Source organism: Dactylosporangium sp. CA-139114 (genome assembly GCF_050955725.1).
GTDB lineage: Bacteria > Actinomycetota > Actinomycetes > Mycobacteriales > Micromonosporaceae > Dactylosporangium.
The window spans coordinates 6351337-6365052 of record NZ_CP192080.1 but is presented as its reverse complement, the minus strand read 5'-3'; the positions used below and the strand labels follow the sequence as shown (position 1 = coordinate 6365052).

Sequence of the window (13716 nt, the reverse complement as noted above, 5' to 3'; positions counted from 1 at the left end):
ACGGCCACCGAAGCCGGACGGCAGGTGCGCGCTCATGCCGCTGTTCGTGGGCGCAGCAGGTCGCCGCTCCCCACGACCTGTGACCTCCCCAGCGGAGCCGATGACGCCCGCAACTGCCGAATAGTGGTTGCCGTCATAGCTACAGATGCCCGGTGTCGTTGAAGCTGACCAGAGTCGGCGGTCGATCGGAGTCCCACTGCACGATGGTGATTGCGCAGTTGGCTTGGTTGAGGCCGATCCAACGCCACACCGGGGCGTCAAGCACGTGTCGAACGAACCAGCCGATGACGAAGTTGTGCGTGATCAGCAGTTCGTGCCGGTCCTCCTTGCCGGTGACGCCCGACGAGGACGGCATTGCCCTGCAGGCCGCTGTCGAACCGCGTTGCCCGGCGGAGGGCACCGGCGTTCGGTCCGCCACGAAGTCGGCCAACCGGTCGAGCGTCTTGACCTCCATGATGACCGCGTTCCGGTTCGCTTGACGAACGCGTTCCGAATCTGGTGGTAAAGCTCGTAGCAGTACACGCGCTCCCGGTACACCGCTGAGGGCTGGGCGGCCGGATCGACATCCTGATGCGGCAGGAGGAACCACGGGTCCGCTATCGACCGGGTTGCTCTGGCGAGAAGACCGAGGAACTCGACCGCAGCCTGCTGATCGCGCTGGTGTCGCCGATTTTTGAAAATTGACCCCTTTTGGGTTCGGGAATTTTGACCCCTCCGGTGGTTGGTCAGTTGTGGTTGGTGCGGTCTTTGTTGAGGAGTTCGCGGCGTTGGCGGGTGCGGTAGGAGTCGCCGGTGAGGGTGAGGACTTCGGCGTGGTGGACGAGTCGGTCGATCATGGCTGCGGCGACGACGTCGTCGGAGAAGGTCTCGCCCCAGCGTCCGAACGGCAGGTTTGCGGTGACCATGACGGAGCCTTGTTCGTAGCGGGATGCGATGAGTTGGAAGAACAGGTTCGCGGCGTCCTGGTCGAACGGGATGTAGCCGACTTCGTCGATAATGATCAGCTTGTAGCGGCGGATCTTCTTGAGTTCGGCCTCGAGGCGTCCGGCGTGGTGGGCTTCGGCGAGGCGGGTGATCCAGTTGCTGGCGGTGTCGAACAGCACGGAGTGCCCGGCCTGGGTGGCTTTGACGCCGAGGGCGATGGCGAGGTGGGTCTTGCCGAGGCCGGGCGGGCCGAGCAGGATCACGTTCTCGGCCTTGGCGACGTAGGTGCTGGTGGCCAGGTGCGCGAGGACGTCACGGCGTAGTGAGGGCAGGTGGTCGAGGTTGAAGTCCTCGAGGGTCTTCACGGTCGGGAAGTGCGCGGTGCGGATGCGCATGACGGTGCCTTTGGACTCGCGGTCGGCGACCTGCCGTTGCAGCAGCGCGGCCAGATACTCTTCATGCGACCAGTTCTCGTCGCGGGCCTGTCCGGCGAGCTCTTCCCAGAACGCGCCGATGGTCGGGGTCTTCAGCACCCGGGTGAGGTAGGCGATCATCGACGGCATCCCGTCTTTGACCCCGCCGCTCGGGCCGGTGGTGGCGGGTCTGGTCTTGGTGGCGCTCATTCGTTGCTCGCTTTCACGGTTGTTGGGCTGAAGTCGACGCCGAACAGGGCGTCGTAGTCGTGCAGGGCCCGCAGGGTGACGGGGTGCCCGTCTGCGTGGTGGCGGGTGGCCGCCTGGCGGCGTTGACGGTCCTCGGCGAGGGCGTGGCGCATCAGCTTCGCCGTTGCCGTGTGGCCGGGATCGGTGATCACGCCGTGTTTGGCCCAGGACCGGTCGTGCCGGGCCACGATGGTGCCGTCGCAGGACACGGTCACCACGTCCGGTGAGGCGGTGACCTCGACGAACCGGCCGATGACGCGTGGGTCGACGGAGTAGTCGACGGTGTCGACCCGCACGTAGTAGTCACGGCCGAGCCGGATTCGTTGCTGCAGACCGATCTGCGGGCCGACCGGAGGCAGCGGCAGCATCGCCGGCCGGTCGGTTTCCAGAAGGTCCACGGGCCGGCCCTGGATCGACCGGACCGTGCGGGTGTTCGCCGTGGCCGCCAGCCAGTCACTGAGCTGGGCGTTGAAGTCGGTCGGTGAGACGAACCGGCGTCCGGGCAGGAACGACGTCTCCAGATAGCCGTTCGCGCGTTCCACCATGCCCTTGTGTTCCGGGTCGCGGGGCGGGGCCAGCTGGATGCGGGTGGCGAGGGTCCCGGCGAACGCCGCCGCCGGCGCGCTCACCCTGCCGGTCCCGCCGATCGCGGACTCCCGGTCCCAGACCAGGGTCCTGGTCACCCGGCCGATCTCGCAGATCAGCAGCCACATCCCGGACAAGATGTCACCGGCCTGCCGGGTCGGGATCATCGTCGCGGCCATGAACCGGGAGAACCCGAGCGTCATCACCAGCACCGGCAGCACCCGGTCCTGACCGGCAGCGACCGGGATCCGCGGCTGCGGGAACCACAGATCGCACTGGGTGATCTGCCCCGGCTCATACACCGTCCGGTCGACCGGATCGACACCTACGTACTCCGGGCGGATCTGCGCCAGCCGCTTCTTCAACGGCGACAACGAATACGGCCACCCGATCCGCTGTGCGATCACCGGGACCGGCATCCGCGGCCAGTCCTGCAACAGCACCCGGATCTGCGGCTCGAACGCATCCACCACCGACCCACGCGACGCCCGCTGATACCGCGGCGGACGATCCGAGGCCAACGCCGCACGAACCGTGTTCCGAGCCACCCCCAACCTGCGGACGATCTCCTTGATAGGCACACCCTCCGCCCGGTGCAGACGGCGGATCTCTGCCCAGTCCTCCACGCTCAACACCCTCCAAGATCATCAAAGAGGAGGGGGTCAAGATTCAAAAACCCGCTGGGGGTCAGTCTTCAGGAAGCCGCGACAGCTGGTCCATAGCAGCAGTTTTATCAGCGAATCCCGGGGACGGACGGCAGCTCGCAGCCGGGCCGAAGCGGCCGGGCCCGGGAGCCGGCGGGGCGGGTGACGTGGCCGGAGAAGGGCACGAAAAAGACCTACGAGGCGGTTTCCCTTCGCCAGTGTTACCTGGCTCCGGTAGTTGGATCGCCGTTCGACCTTTCGATCGTCGGGCTTCCAACTCGTCCCGTAGGCCCACGTCCGAAATTACCCCCCGGGGGTGGGTGACCGGGGTGAGCCGGAGGGTGATCGTGCACCGCCGGCAAAAGGGTGAGGCGAGTTGAGGGCGCCCTTGGGGACAACCGGTATCCGCTGGTGCCGAAACCCGCAGACGCAGAGTCCCGCGTGCGGCAAGGTGGTCGGCCATCCGTACGAGAAACGTGGACTCAGTCGCCCTGCACACCCCCACCGTTGGACAGGTGATCCACGATGACGAACACGACTTTCCAGCTTGACCCGGTCCTCGCCATGGCGCTGTTCGTCTCGGACACGCCGAGGTCCGGCGACCTGGACGACGCCACGATCCGGGCCACGGTCGACCGCACGCTGGAGCAGCTCGGGCCGGACGAGTGCTACGCCCGCGCCGCCGAGGTGTTCGGCGATCGGCCCGAGACCGCGCTCGAGCGCATCCAGTGGGCACGCGAGCGGTGCGCCCGCGCCATGGCGCCGGCGCTGGCCGGCTGACGAGGCCGCGCGAGGCCGCGCCAAGCCGCGGGCCCCCCGTCAGCCGAGGGCCCGGTCCAGGTTGAACGCGGCGCTGATCAGCGCGAAGTGCGTGAACGCCTGCGGGGAGTTGCCCTGTTGCTCGCCGGTGCGGGCGATCTGCTCGGCGTACAGCCCGAGGTGGTTGGCGTAGGTGAGCATCTTCTCGAAGGCCAGCTGCGCCTCGTCGAGCCGGCCCGCGCGGGTGAGCGCCTCGACGTACCAGAACGAGCAGATGGAGAAGGTGCCCTCCTCCCCGTGGAGGCCGTCCTGGCCGCTCGTGGGGTCGTAGCGGTACACCAGGGAATCGGAAACCAGCTCCGCGCCGAGTGCGTCCAGGGTGGAGAGCCACTTCGGGTCGGTGGGGGCGATGAACTTGGTCAGCGGCATCATCAGCAGCGCGGCGTCGAGGACGTCGTTCTCCTCCTGCTGCACGAACGCCCGCCGCGTCGGGGACCAGCCGTGGCGCATGATGTGCCGGTAGATCTCGTCCCGGGACCGGCCCCAGGCCAGCAGGTCTGCGGGCAGGCCGCGGCGGCGGGCCATCCGCATGGCGCGCTCGATCGCCACCCAGCACATCAGCCGGGAGTACAGGAAGTTCCGCCGCCCGCCGCGGGTCTCCCAGATGCCTTCGTCCGGCTGGTTCCAGTGGTGGCAGACCCATTCGACGATGGCGCAGACGGCGTCCCACTGGTCGCTGGAGATCGGCTTTCCCCACTTGTCGAAGAGGTACACCGAGTCGAGGAGCGCGCCGTAGATGTCGAGCTGGAGCTGGTCGGCGGCGGCGTTGCCGATGCGCACCGGCGCGGAGCCCCGGTAGCCGTGCAGGTGCCTCAGCTCGATCTCGGGCAGGTTGGTGCGCCCGTCGATGCCGTACATGACCTGCAGCGGCCCGGTGGCACTGGTGCCGGGCCGGGCGATGCGCTCGGCGAGGAACGACATGAAGGCCTCGGCCTCGTCGGTGAAGCCCAGCCGGAGCAGCGCATAGGCGCAGAAGGCGGCGTCGCGGATCCACACGTACCGGTAGTCCCAGTTGCGTTCGCCGCCGATCCGCTCGGGCAGGCTTGTCGTCGGCGCGGCCACGATCGCGCCGGTCGGTGCGTAGGTGAGCAGCTTGAGGGTCAGCGCGGAGCGGTGGACGGTCTCGCGCCAGCGGCCGCGGTACCGCGAGGCCGAAAGCCACCGCCGCCAGAACGCGACCGTGGCGTTGAACTGGGTCTCGGCCTCGGCGTGCGGGCACCCGCGGGGCATGACGTCGTCGCCGATCCGGTCGAGCGCGAAGACCGCGGACTCGCCCTCCAGGAGCTTGAACGTCGCCGTCGCGTCCAGGGCCTCGTGCTCGACCGGCACCGTGGCGGTCAGCGCGAGCGCGAGGCCGGCGGACTCGAAGCGGGTCTGCCCGGCGCGCCACCTCACGGTGTGCGGCTGCCTGGCGTAGTCGAACCGGGGCGCCACCCGCGCCCGGAAGGGCATCGTGCCGCGCACGCACAGGACGCGGCGGATCAGCCGATGGCGGGCGGTGTCGCGGGCGTCGCCGGTGATCGGCATGAAGTCCTGTACCTCGCCGACGCCCTCCTCGGTGAAGAACCGGGTGATCAGCACGTTGGTGTCGGGGAAGTAGAACTGCTTGGTCGTCGCGGGCGCGTCGGCGGCGAGCTCGAAGCACCCGCCGCGGTCCTCGTCGAGGATCGAGGCGAAGACGCTCGGGGCGTCGAAGCGGGGGCAGCAGTACCAGTCGATGGTGCCGTCGGTGCCGACCAGCGCCACCGTGCGCAGGTCGCCGATCAGGCCGTGCTCGGCGATCGGCAGGTAGGTCATGCCTGGGCGCTTCCCCGTTCCGGCCCTACCTAACGGGGTCCGCACGCGAAGCCCGACAGCCCTTGCCGGCTTGGCCGGCGGCGACGGGGGTAGCGGGTGGGGATGCCCGTACAGCTCAATCACACGATCGTCGCGGCCCACGACAAGGAGACGTCGGCCCGGTTCCTGGCGGCGATGCTCGGCGTGCCGGTGCGCCCGCGCTTCGGCCCGTTCGTCCCGGTCGAGGTGAGCAACGGCGTCACCCTCGACTTCGCCGACGTCGGCGGGCGGCCCATCGCCTCGCAGCACTACGCGTTCCTGGTTTCCGAGAGCGAGTTCGACGCCATCTTCGGCCGCATCAAGCAGGCCGGGGTGGCCTACTACGCCGATCCGCAGCACGGCCAGCCGCAGGAGATCAACCACCGCGACGGCGGTCGTGGCGTGTACTTCGACGACCCCAACGGGCACAACCTGGAGATCCTCACCCGCCCGTACGGCAGCGGTCCCGGCTGAGCCGGCAACGACGCCGGTGCCGCTCCTCCGGCGCAGGAGCGGCACCGGGCGTTGGCCTGCGGTTCAGTCGGCGGGGCCGAAGAGAGCGTCCTGGACGAGGCGCTGGGCGGCGGTGTCGAGCCGTTCGAGCGCCCGGTGGATGCGCTTGAGCGTGCCGATGGCGGTCTTCGCCGCGTCGACGCTGTCCTCTCGGAAGGGGAATTGGTCGAGCTGCCAGACCCCGTTCCAGTTGTTCTTGCGCAGGGGGTGGAGGAACTCGAAGATCTCGGTGAGGTGGACGGTGCCGACGACCAGGTCGTCGTCCCGCGCAGGTTGTCGTTGACGTCCATGCCGAAGCGGCGACCGTGGTCGATGATGAGCTGTGCGGCGTCGGCGGGCGACTCGCCGCCGTAGAGGCTGTGGCCGTCCAGCAGGATGCCGACGTTGTCGAGGCCGATCTGCTGGATGCCGGGCAGGGTGCGCGCGGCGGAGTCGAACGTCATCTTCACGCGCGGCTCGCGCGGCTTGTACTCGATGGCGAACTTGAGGTCGGGGTGGGCGCCGGCCAGCTCGCGCATGCCATCGACGGCGAGCTTCCACAGGGTGCGGTGATCGACCTGGAACGGGTAGTCCCAGCCGTCCTGGCCGGGCCAGAGCTTGACGTAGTCGGCGCCGAGCTCGCGGACCACGCCGGCGGCCTCGTGCATGAGGTCCAGCGCCGCGGCCCGGGCGGCGCGACCTCGCCCTTGCCCTCGACCGCGCCCTCGCCCGCGACGTCGCCCGCGCCCACCACCGCGCGCCCGCGACCTCGCCCGCCGCGACCTTGACCTCGCCCTCGATCGCGGCCTCGCCCTCGACCGCGACCTCGGCCTCGCCCGGAATGACTTCACGAAGGGCGACCTCAGTGGTGTGGATCTGAGCAGGATTTCGCTCACTCGCGTGCGCTGGTATTTTGCCAGGGAGATGGGTCGATGATCCACCGCTACCGGTTCATCTCCGAACACCGCGCCATCTACGGCGTCACGCGGCTGTGCCGTGTCCTGGCGGTACCGCGGCGGCAGGGCTTCTACGAGTGGCTCGCCGCCCAGCCCGCCCGCGAGCAGCGCACCGCCGCCGACGACGACGACGAGCTGACCGCCGAGATCAGGGCCATCCACGCCGAGCGTCGTGGCCGCTACGGCTCGCCGCGGGTGACCGACGAACTGCGCCGCCGCGGTCGCCTGGTCAACCGCAAACGCGTCGAGCGGCTCATGCGGCAACGCCGCATCACCGGGATCACCCGCCGGCGACGACGATCACTGACCAGTCCCGACCGTGCGGCTGATCGGCCGGGACTTCACCGCCGACGCGCCGGGCCGGCGCCTGGTCGGTGACATCACCTACCTGCCCACCGGCGAGGGCTGGCTCTACCTGGCCACCACGATCGACCTGTTCAACCGGGAGGTCATCGGCCACGCCATGGCCGAACACATGCGCGCCGACCTTGTCTGCGACGCCGTCGAGCTGGCCCACCGCCGCGGCCTGACCCGCCCCGGCGCGATCTTCCACGCCGACCGCGGATCGCAGTACACGTCCGCCCGGTTCCGCGCCACACTGACCGCTCTGCGGATGCGGCCGTCGATGGGCCGGACCGGCTCCTGCTACGACAACGCCGTCGCCGAGTCGTTCTTCGCCAGCCTCAAAGCCGAGATCGGCACCCGGATCTTCACCACCCGCGCCGAGGCCCGCCGCACCGTGTTCGCCTACCTCACCTACTACAACCGCAACCGTCTACACTCGACACTCAACCGGCAGACCCCATACGAAGCACGCGTCTGCTACCGTCCAACCACCGCCCTCGCGGCATAAAACCCGGTGTCCGATCCTGGGGTGGAACTTCACTATGCCCCGACCATCAGCGGTGTCGGCTTGGCGAACACCGCCCGTAGCGCATCCGACAATCCCGGACGGCTATGGCGCGGGTGCCGGTAACCGGCCAGCCAGCGCACGTTCGCCGTCGTGATCACATCCGGTGCACCGACCAACCGGTATTCCCATCCCAGCAACTGGCATACCTGCCTGATTACTCCGAACACGGCCAGATCCGCAGCCTTACGGCGCTGGACCGGCCGACAGTCCACCACCAGCGCGGAGCCGTCATCGCGCCGTGCGAAAAAGTCCGGCACGTGCGCGCGGGCCCCACCCTCCTCGTCGGTCCAGGTCAGCCAATACGGTTGTGAGGAAACGCCGACCACGCTCGGGTCGAAGTCGAGCAGCATCAGATGATCACGTTCCAGCCACGACTCGAACCCGACGTGGCGGCCCATCGTCGCGGTCCACCAGCGGCCCGGAAAGTGCCGCTGTCCTCGGTACGAGGTAAACCGACGCGCCGGTGCCGCCGACTCGAACCGCACCGCCCAGGCGTCCGTCCACGGCAGCTGGCACTGCGTGCCGTCCTCCACCACGAAGCGGACCTCAAACCCGGCGGCCGGTCCGCGCGTCGACTTCGTCACGTCGACCATGCGCTATGGGGCCTTGTCGATGGTGGCCTGGTCGACCCATCGGGCCAGGACCGAGAACGCTGCCAACTGCTCCAGCGCCTCATCGGCGGGCAACTCGCCGAGCACGCTGTGGTTGGCGGGGTTGCGGATCGCCGCGTAAATGCCCTCGGCGTAGCACATCGCGCCGCGGTGCAGGTTCTTGTACGTCTCCGACCCGTCGTCAGCCATCAGCCGCAGCCGCGGCTTGCCCGTCTGGGGCGCATCCAGGGTGAAAACCTCCTTGAAAGGTTGGTCTCACTGACATCGCGCCGGTCCACTTTGGTCTGAGTAAAGGCGTTCACCGCTCGTGCCGGCGCGGAGACCGCCTCCCGGTAGTGGCCGCTCGACCACATCGTCCTGGCCGACTCCCACACCCGGGGGTGAAGGTGACCGGCTGACCCCTCCCTGTCACGCTGATGTGAGACAGCCCGCCTACCAGGGGATACTCTTCCTGGACGGTTGTGAGGAGAGATCATCAGCATGACGTTGAGACCCAGTTCGAGCCCGGATCCGGACGCCCGGCCCCAGCGGCGGACATTCACCGCAGCGTTCAAGGCTCGGATCCTGGCCGAGTACGACGCGGCGCCGGATGCGGCGGCGCGTGGGGTATTCTGCGCCGGGAACGGCTGTACGGGTCACACATTCTCGACTGGCGCAAGGCCCGAGACGCCGGAGCGGCGGCCGGCTTGACGGACCGCCGTCAAGCGGCCGCTCGGGCAGGCAAGAAGGCCGAGAACGCCGAACTTGCCCGGCTGCAGCGGGAGAACGCCCGGCTGCAGGCCAAGCTCGCCAAGACCGAGACCGCGTTGCAGATCATGGGAAAAGCGCACGCGCTCTTGGAATTGCTCTCCGAGAGCGCGGATGCCGCGCCGTCGCCGAACCCGTCCTCGCCGAGGCGCAGCAGGCGCTGACCGACCTGTGGGGTGTCGCCGCGGCGTGCCGGCTGACCGGCCTGTCCCGCGCCACCCTCTACCGGCACCGCAACCCACCGGCACCACCGAAACCACGGACTCCGCGCAGGCCACCACCTTCGGCACTGTCCGATGTGGAACGCCAGCAGGTCCTGGAGCTGTTGAACCGGCCCGAGTATGTCGACATGGCGCCGGCGCAGGTGTGGGCCCGGGAGCTCGACGAGGGCCGCTGGTGGTGTTCGGAGTCCACGATGTACCGGATCCTGCGCGCCGCCGGCCAGACCGGCGAACGCCGGGCTCAGGCCACGCATCCGGCCCAGACCAAACCCGAACTCGTCGCTGACGCACCGAACCAGGTCTGGTCCTGGGACATCACGAAACTGCGCGGTCCGGTCAAGGGCGTCTGGTTCAACCTCTACACGGTGATCGACATCTGGTCCCGGTACGTCGTCGGGCATCTGGTCGCCGCCTACGAGGACGGCCAGCTCGCCGAAGCGCTCATCGCCGACGCCGCCGCCCGGGAACGCGTCGACCCCGACCAGCTGACCGTCCACGCCGACCGCGGCGCCGCGATGATCAGCAAAACCGTCACCCAGTTGCTGACCGATCTGAAGATCGGCCGCAGTCACAGCCGGCCGAAGACGTCCAACGACAACCCGTACATCGAGGCCAGCTTCAAAACGTTGAAGTACGACCCGACGTTCCCGGAACGGTTCGGATCGATCCAGCACGCCCGGCAGCACTGCGAAGCGTTCTACACCTACTACAACCACGAACACCGCCACTCCGGGATCGGCCTGCACACCCCGGCCTCGGTCCACCACGGCACCGCCGGGCAGACCCGCCAACAGCGGCAACGCACCCTCGACGCTGCCTGGACCGCCCACCCCGAACGGTTCGGCCGCCGCCGTCCGCAGCCACCCCGGCTCCCGTACCGGGCATGGATCAACAAACCCGACACCAACGACCCGCACCAGGCCGTCACCCCAGCCGGAACCGCCCCTCCACCAGCACAAAGCTAAACAAAATCAAGAAACTGTCTCACTTGACTTGACAGGTTCCGGACAGTCGCGGTGCGTTGTCGCCCAGCTTCTCCGCCAGCTCCTCTTGCCGCTGTAGCTGCGCCTTCGCGTGGGTAGCCGCCTCCATGTGCTGGCACCACCGGTTGACCGACTTGTTCCGATCCTTCGGCACCAACGTACGCCAGTCCGGGATTACCCGGTCGACAATCTGCTCGACCGCCTGGGCGCTGGCCCGGACGTCCTCCTGGCTCCCTCGGTTGCTCATGGAAGCGGAGAAGCTGACGATGCCAGGCGGGTCCGGCCGCCGGTACAACTCCGTCAGCTCCAGAAAACGATCAATCTCCTTGATCGCCCAGTCAGTGTCCACGCAAAGATTCTCGCCGCGCGAAGGCCAAGCAGCCCGGCATGACTCGCCAGGTAAATCTGAAACTCGCCAAGATCTTCGCCACGTAAGTACGAACTTCGCCACTTCGAAGCGGAAAGGACAACTGCTGTCGCGTCCGTCTGCAGGTTGCGGATGATCAAGGCGCTGACCAGCGGCTCACAAAGTAGGTCCGGACGTCGACGAGCCGAAGTGTCCGGACCTAGTTTGTGGTTTCCCGGCTTGATCACTGGCGCCGTCCGCCTGGACATTCGCGTCGTAGCTGGGTCACGGCGTTGCTCGCAAAGTTGAGCGGACGGCTCGCAAGATCACTCGCAAGGAAACCCGGACACTCGCAAGGTTTGAGTGGATGCGACACGACAACCGCCGTGCCACGGGCAAACCGACCGGGTCGTTGAGCGCCAGGTATTTGTCCGAGGTCACGCCAGCTAAATGTCCGCCAGTCACCCTGTCGGGCAACGGGTAACACCCTGGTGGGCAGCGACGGCGGGATCTTCAACTACGGCGACAGCCAGTTCAAGGGCCCGATGGCGGCCAAGCCGCTGAACAAGCCGATGGTGGCGGTCGTGCCGACCGGGTCCGGCCGGCTACTGGGAGATCGGCGCCGACGGTGGCGTGTTCGCCTACGGCGACGCGCAGTCGCCGGCGAACAACCCGCCGCCCAGCATGCGGCTCAACGCCCCGGTCGTCGACGCGGTCCGCACCGGCGCGCAGGGGGTGGGGGTGCTGCTCGTCGCCGGCGACGGCGGCGTGTTCGCCCTGGGCGGCGCCCAGTCCTACGGGTCCATGGGCGGGCAGCACCTCAATGCCCCGAGTCGGGCCGCGCTACGGCATTTAGTTGGGCGTTTGAATACTATTTGCAGGCGCCGCCGAAATGCATCGTTTCCCGGTCGGCTCTGGCGGCCAGCAAGTCGCATCAAGAACACCAAGGACATAGCATTTCGCGACCACCGCGGCGCGGTTGGCCACCTGCATCCGCCGCATCGCCGTCTCAAGGTACGACGCCACGGTGTGCGAGCTGAGGTACAGCACAGTACCGATGCGCTGGTTGGACAAACCAGCGGCCACGCAACACAGGACATCCACTTCCCGGATGCTGAGATGTTCTTGGTCACAGCAACACTGCCATTCGTTCGCCACGCATGCACCCCCGCCGTGTCGACGTATTGCTATATGGGTGGCCCCTCGTGGAGCGCACACCCTTTGGGAACGCAGTACCCCTGATCGTCGGTCCTTTCGCAGACGATTGCGGGTAACACCAACCCATCCATGTATATCAAATCGACTGGTCAGCAACGTTCCTGCAGAGAGGCCATAATGTTGATCAGACAAGTGCTCGTGGTCGGGTCGGTGTGCGCCGCGATCATCGCTGCGGCGGGCGCGGCGGGCGTCGCTTCGCCGGGCGGGGACCTGGTGATATCCGAGCAGCGGCTGGGCGACGTCCACCGCGCGACGGACGGTCAGGTCGACCAGTACGCCGGCATGACCCTCGATGAGGGTCAGAAGGTGCTCACCGTGTACGTGACCCGAGGCCAGCAGGCGGCAGCTTCCCGCTCGCTCCGCGGCCTGGCGGCCGGCCAGGCCACGGACGGGCTGCGCGTGAAGTTTGTGGAAGTGGCGCACAGCGCCCGTGAGCTGTCGGCCACGATGCACGCGGTTGAGTCCAGTGAACCCTGGGCTTCGACGGTCGGCGATACGCTGTCGAACTGGTACCCGGACTACCGCACGAACACCGTGCACGTGGGTTTGACCGAGGTGACCGACCAAGCGCGCAAGGCCGCGTCGGCCGCGTTCGGCGACCGGGTGGTGCTCGAGCAGCAGTCCCGGTTCAGCACCGCGACGAAGCCGGTGCCGTTCACCGGAAAGGTCGTAACGGTCACGCCGAGCGGGAAGCGCAGCACTACGTCGGCCGGGTCCTCCCCAGCGATCGCGCCGTCGCCGGGACGGCTGTTGGACGCCACCCCCTACTGGGGCGGCGACCGGATCGTGCGGTTCTGGACCGACAGCTCCGGCCAGAACTGGATCACGCAATGCACGGTCACCGTCCGCGCCAAGAGCAACAACAGCAGCACCTACTACATGATCACCGCAGGGCATTGCGGCCCGACCGGGTCGGTGTGGCGGCAGGGGTACCTGGACCCCGACGGCACGGTCTATGTCACTGGCGTGATGGGTAACGCGGTGAGTACCCAGTGGGGCAACAACCTCATCGACGCTCAGATCATGTCGTCGGGCTCGACGTACGACAGCTACGTGTACAACCAGCCCACCAGCGGCATCCTCGACGCTGGCAAGGCCACGCCCACCGTCGGGCAGTACGCCTGCTTCGACGGGTCGGTCAGCAACAACGGCAGCGAGGACTGCTCCTCAACCATTCTGACCGTCAATGGCTGCGTCAACGTCAACGAGAACGGCACCACGGTCCACGTCTGCGGACAGGCCTCCGCAGGTTCCAACACCAACACCATCTGCCATCCAGGCGACAGCGGCGGCCCGGTCCTCAACTACGGCAACAACCGCTATCCAGCGTTCGCTCTCGGCGTCATCAGTTCGGTCAACTCAAGCTTCACCATCTGCAACTTCACGCAGATGCCGAACGTGGTCTCTACCTTCGGCATCACCGTCCTGTAGCTGCGGTACTTGATGCATCAGCCGCCGCGTGCTCGATCACGTGCCCAGCTGCTGCATCAGGAAGCCGGACGTAGATCACCGCGGCCTTCGCCGCCGACGGCGCGCAACTCGTCGCCGGCGGCGTAGGGTCTCCCATCACCGCGACAACGACGGTGGTCGCGGTCACGGCAGCGGTAACACCCCGCACATGGGGCACGCAGCCGGTCACCGGCACGCTCACCGTGAACCCTCGCCCGCTCGGCGCGACCTGCGGCGAGGAGTCCGGTGAGAACGGCGTCCACGGCAGGCTCACCAGGCCTTTCGCCTCCTCATCGGACAGGATCGGCACCGGTGGCTGCTGCGTCGTCAA

Annotated in this window: 18 protein-coding genes and 1 pseudogene; 8 read left to right on the top strand and 11 right to left on the bottom strand. The window is 67.8% G+C overall.

Features of this window, described 5'->3' with window-relative positions; all coding sequences use genetic code 11:
• Window positions 1–139 precede the first annotated feature (139 nt).
• From ACQP2P_RS28150 to istA, 3 genes are all read right to left on the bottom strand, one after another.
• Window positions 140–454, bottom strand: a complete 315-nt coding sequence (locus ACQP2P_RS28150) for a histidine phosphatase family protein (protein ID WP_433605729.1) — start codon at window positions 452–454, stop codon at window positions 140–142.
• A 271-nt stretch (window positions 455–725) separates the two neighbouring features.
• The gene (gene istB / locus ACQP2P_RS28145; RefSeq protein WP_433619302.1) at window positions 726–1487 is read right to left on the bottom strand and encodes an IS21-like element helper ATPase IstB; all 762 of its coding nucleotides are present in this window, start codon (window positions 1485–1487) and stop codon (window positions 726–728) included.
• 56 nt (window positions 1488–1543) lie between these two features.
• Window positions 1544–2806, bottom strand: coding sequence for an IS21 family transposase (gene istA, locus ACQP2P_RS28140; protein WP_433605727.1), 1263 nt, complete (start codon window positions 2804–2806; stop codon window positions 1544–1546).
• A 534-nt stretch (window positions 2807–3340) separates the two neighbouring features.
• On the opposite strand from istA, the gene ACQP2P_RS28135 reads away from it, so the two are divergent.
• Entirely contained in the window at window positions 3341–3595 is a 255-nt protein-coding gene (locus tag ACQP2P_RS28135; protein ID WP_433605725.1) for a hypothetical protein, read from the top strand.
• Between the two features lie 39 nt (window positions 3596–3634).
• On the opposite strand, the gene ACQP2P_RS28130 is transcribed toward ACQP2P_RS28135, so the two are convergent.
• On the bottom strand, window positions 3635–5431 hold the full coding sequence (locus tag ACQP2P_RS28130; protein ID WP_433605723.1) for a glycoside hydrolase family 15 protein: 1797 nt from the start codon (window positions 5429–5431) through the stop codon (window positions 3635–3637).
• Window positions 5432–5533: 102 nt separating this feature from the next.
• Between ACQP2P_RS28130 and ACQP2P_RS28125 the strand changes: the two genes are divergently transcribed.
• Window positions 5534–5923, top strand: coding sequence for a VOC family protein (locus tag ACQP2P_RS28125; protein WP_433605721.1), 390 nt, complete (start codon window positions 5534–5536; stop codon window positions 5921–5923).
• 51 nt (window positions 5924–5974) lie between these two features.
• Window positions 5975–6316 carry a hypothetical protein gene (locus ACQP2P_RS28120; protein WP_433619588.1) on the top strand — a complete coding sequence of 114 codons (342 nt, stop codon included), beginning with the start codon at window positions 5975–5977 and terminating at the stop codon, window positions 6314–6316.
• Here ACQP2P_RS28120 and ACQP2P_RS28115 read toward each other — a convergent pair.
• Window positions 6292–6609: pseudogene (locus ACQP2P_RS28115) on the bottom strand (sugar phosphate isomerase/epimerase family protein); the annotation flags it as partial. The gene ACQP2P_RS28120 and the pseudogene ACQP2P_RS28115 sit on opposite strands and share 25 nt — an antisense overlap.
• 264 nt (window positions 6610–6873) lie before the next feature.
• On the opposite strand from ACQP2P_RS28115, the gene ACQP2P_RS28110 reads away from it, so the two are divergent.
• Window positions 6874–7275 (top strand): IS3 family transposase, encoded by a 402-nt coding sequence (locus ACQP2P_RS28110; protein WP_433605719.1) that lies wholly within the window; start codon window positions 6874–6876, stop codon window positions 7273–7275.
• On the top strand, window positions 7217–7750 hold the full coding sequence (locus ACQP2P_RS28105) for an IS3 family transposase (RefSeq protein ID WP_433605718.1): 534 nt from the start codon (window positions 7217–7219) through the stop codon (window positions 7748–7750). The genes ACQP2P_RS28110 and ACQP2P_RS28105 overlap by 59 nt, the downstream gene beginning before the upstream one ends.
• A gap of 32 nt (window positions 7751–7782) precedes the next feature.
• On the opposite strand, the gene ACQP2P_RS28100 is transcribed toward ACQP2P_RS28105, so the two are convergent.
• Genes ACQP2P_RS28100 through ACQP2P_RS28090 form a run of 3 tightly spaced genes read right to left on the bottom strand, consistent with a single transcriptional unit; the run spans window position 7783 to window position 8774 of the window.
• Window positions 7783–8403, bottom strand: coding sequence for a TnsA-like heteromeric transposase endonuclease subunit (locus ACQP2P_RS28100; RefSeq protein ID WP_433605716.1), 621 nt, complete (start codon window positions 8401–8403; stop codon window positions 7783–7785).
• A gap of 3 nt (window positions 8404–8406) precedes the next feature.
• Window positions 8407–8610, bottom strand: a complete 204-nt coding sequence (locus tag ACQP2P_RS28095) for a TIGR02391 family protein (RefSeq protein WP_433605714.1) — start codon at window positions 8608–8610, stop codon at window positions 8407–8409.
• On the bottom strand, window positions 8610–8774 hold the full coding sequence (locus tag ACQP2P_RS28090) for a hypothetical protein (RefSeq protein WP_433619300.1): 165 nt from the start codon (window positions 8772–8774) through the stop codon (window positions 8610–8612). The genes ACQP2P_RS28095 and ACQP2P_RS28090 overlap by 1 nt, the downstream gene beginning before the upstream one ends.
• A gap of 333 nt (window positions 8775–9107) precedes the next feature.
• Here ACQP2P_RS28090 and ACQP2P_RS28085 point away from each other — a divergent pair, with 333 nt between their 5' ends.
• Both ACQP2P_RS28085 and ACQP2P_RS28080 read left to right on the top strand, forming a co-directional pair.
• Window positions 9108–9332: a hypothetical protein gene (locus ACQP2P_RS28085; RefSeq protein ID WP_433619586.1), complete on the top strand. Its 225-nt coding sequence runs from the start codon at window positions 9108–9110 to the stop codon at window positions 9330–9332.
• Window positions 9329–10354 carry an IS3 family transposase gene (locus tag ACQP2P_RS28080; RefSeq protein WP_433619298.1) on the top strand — a complete coding sequence of 342 codons (1026 nt, stop codon included), beginning with the start codon at window positions 9329–9331 and terminating at the stop codon, window positions 10352–10354. Before ACQP2P_RS28085 ends, ACQP2P_RS28080 begins: the two co-directional genes overlap by 4 nt.
• 19 nt (window positions 10355–10373) lie before the next feature.
• On the opposite strand, the gene ACQP2P_RS28075 is transcribed toward ACQP2P_RS28080, so the two are convergent.
• A complete protein-coding gene (locus ACQP2P_RS28075; RefSeq protein WP_433605712.1) occupies window positions 10374–10721 on the bottom strand; it encodes a hypothetical protein in 348 nt (115 codons plus the stop codon).
• A gap of 849 nt (window positions 10722–11570) precedes the next feature.
• Window positions 11571–11804 carry a LuxR C-terminal-related transcriptional regulator gene (locus ACQP2P_RS28070; protein WP_433619296.1) on the bottom strand — a complete coding sequence of 78 codons (234 nt, stop codon included), beginning with the start codon at window positions 11802–11804 and terminating at the stop codon, window positions 11571–11573.
• Window positions 11805–12053: 249 nt separating this feature from the next.
• On the opposite strand from ACQP2P_RS28070, the gene ACQP2P_RS28065 reads away from it, so the two are divergent.
• Entirely contained in the window at window positions 12054–13367 is a 1314-nt protein-coding gene (locus ACQP2P_RS28065) for a hypothetical protein (RefSeq protein WP_433605710.1), read from the top strand.
• Here the strand turns inward: ACQP2P_RS28065 and ACQP2P_RS28060 are convergent.
• Entirely contained in the window at window positions 13354–13716 is a 363-nt protein-coding gene (locus tag ACQP2P_RS28060; protein ID WP_433605708.1) for a hypothetical protein, read from the bottom strand. The genes ACQP2P_RS28065 and ACQP2P_RS28060 overlap by 14 nt on opposite strands.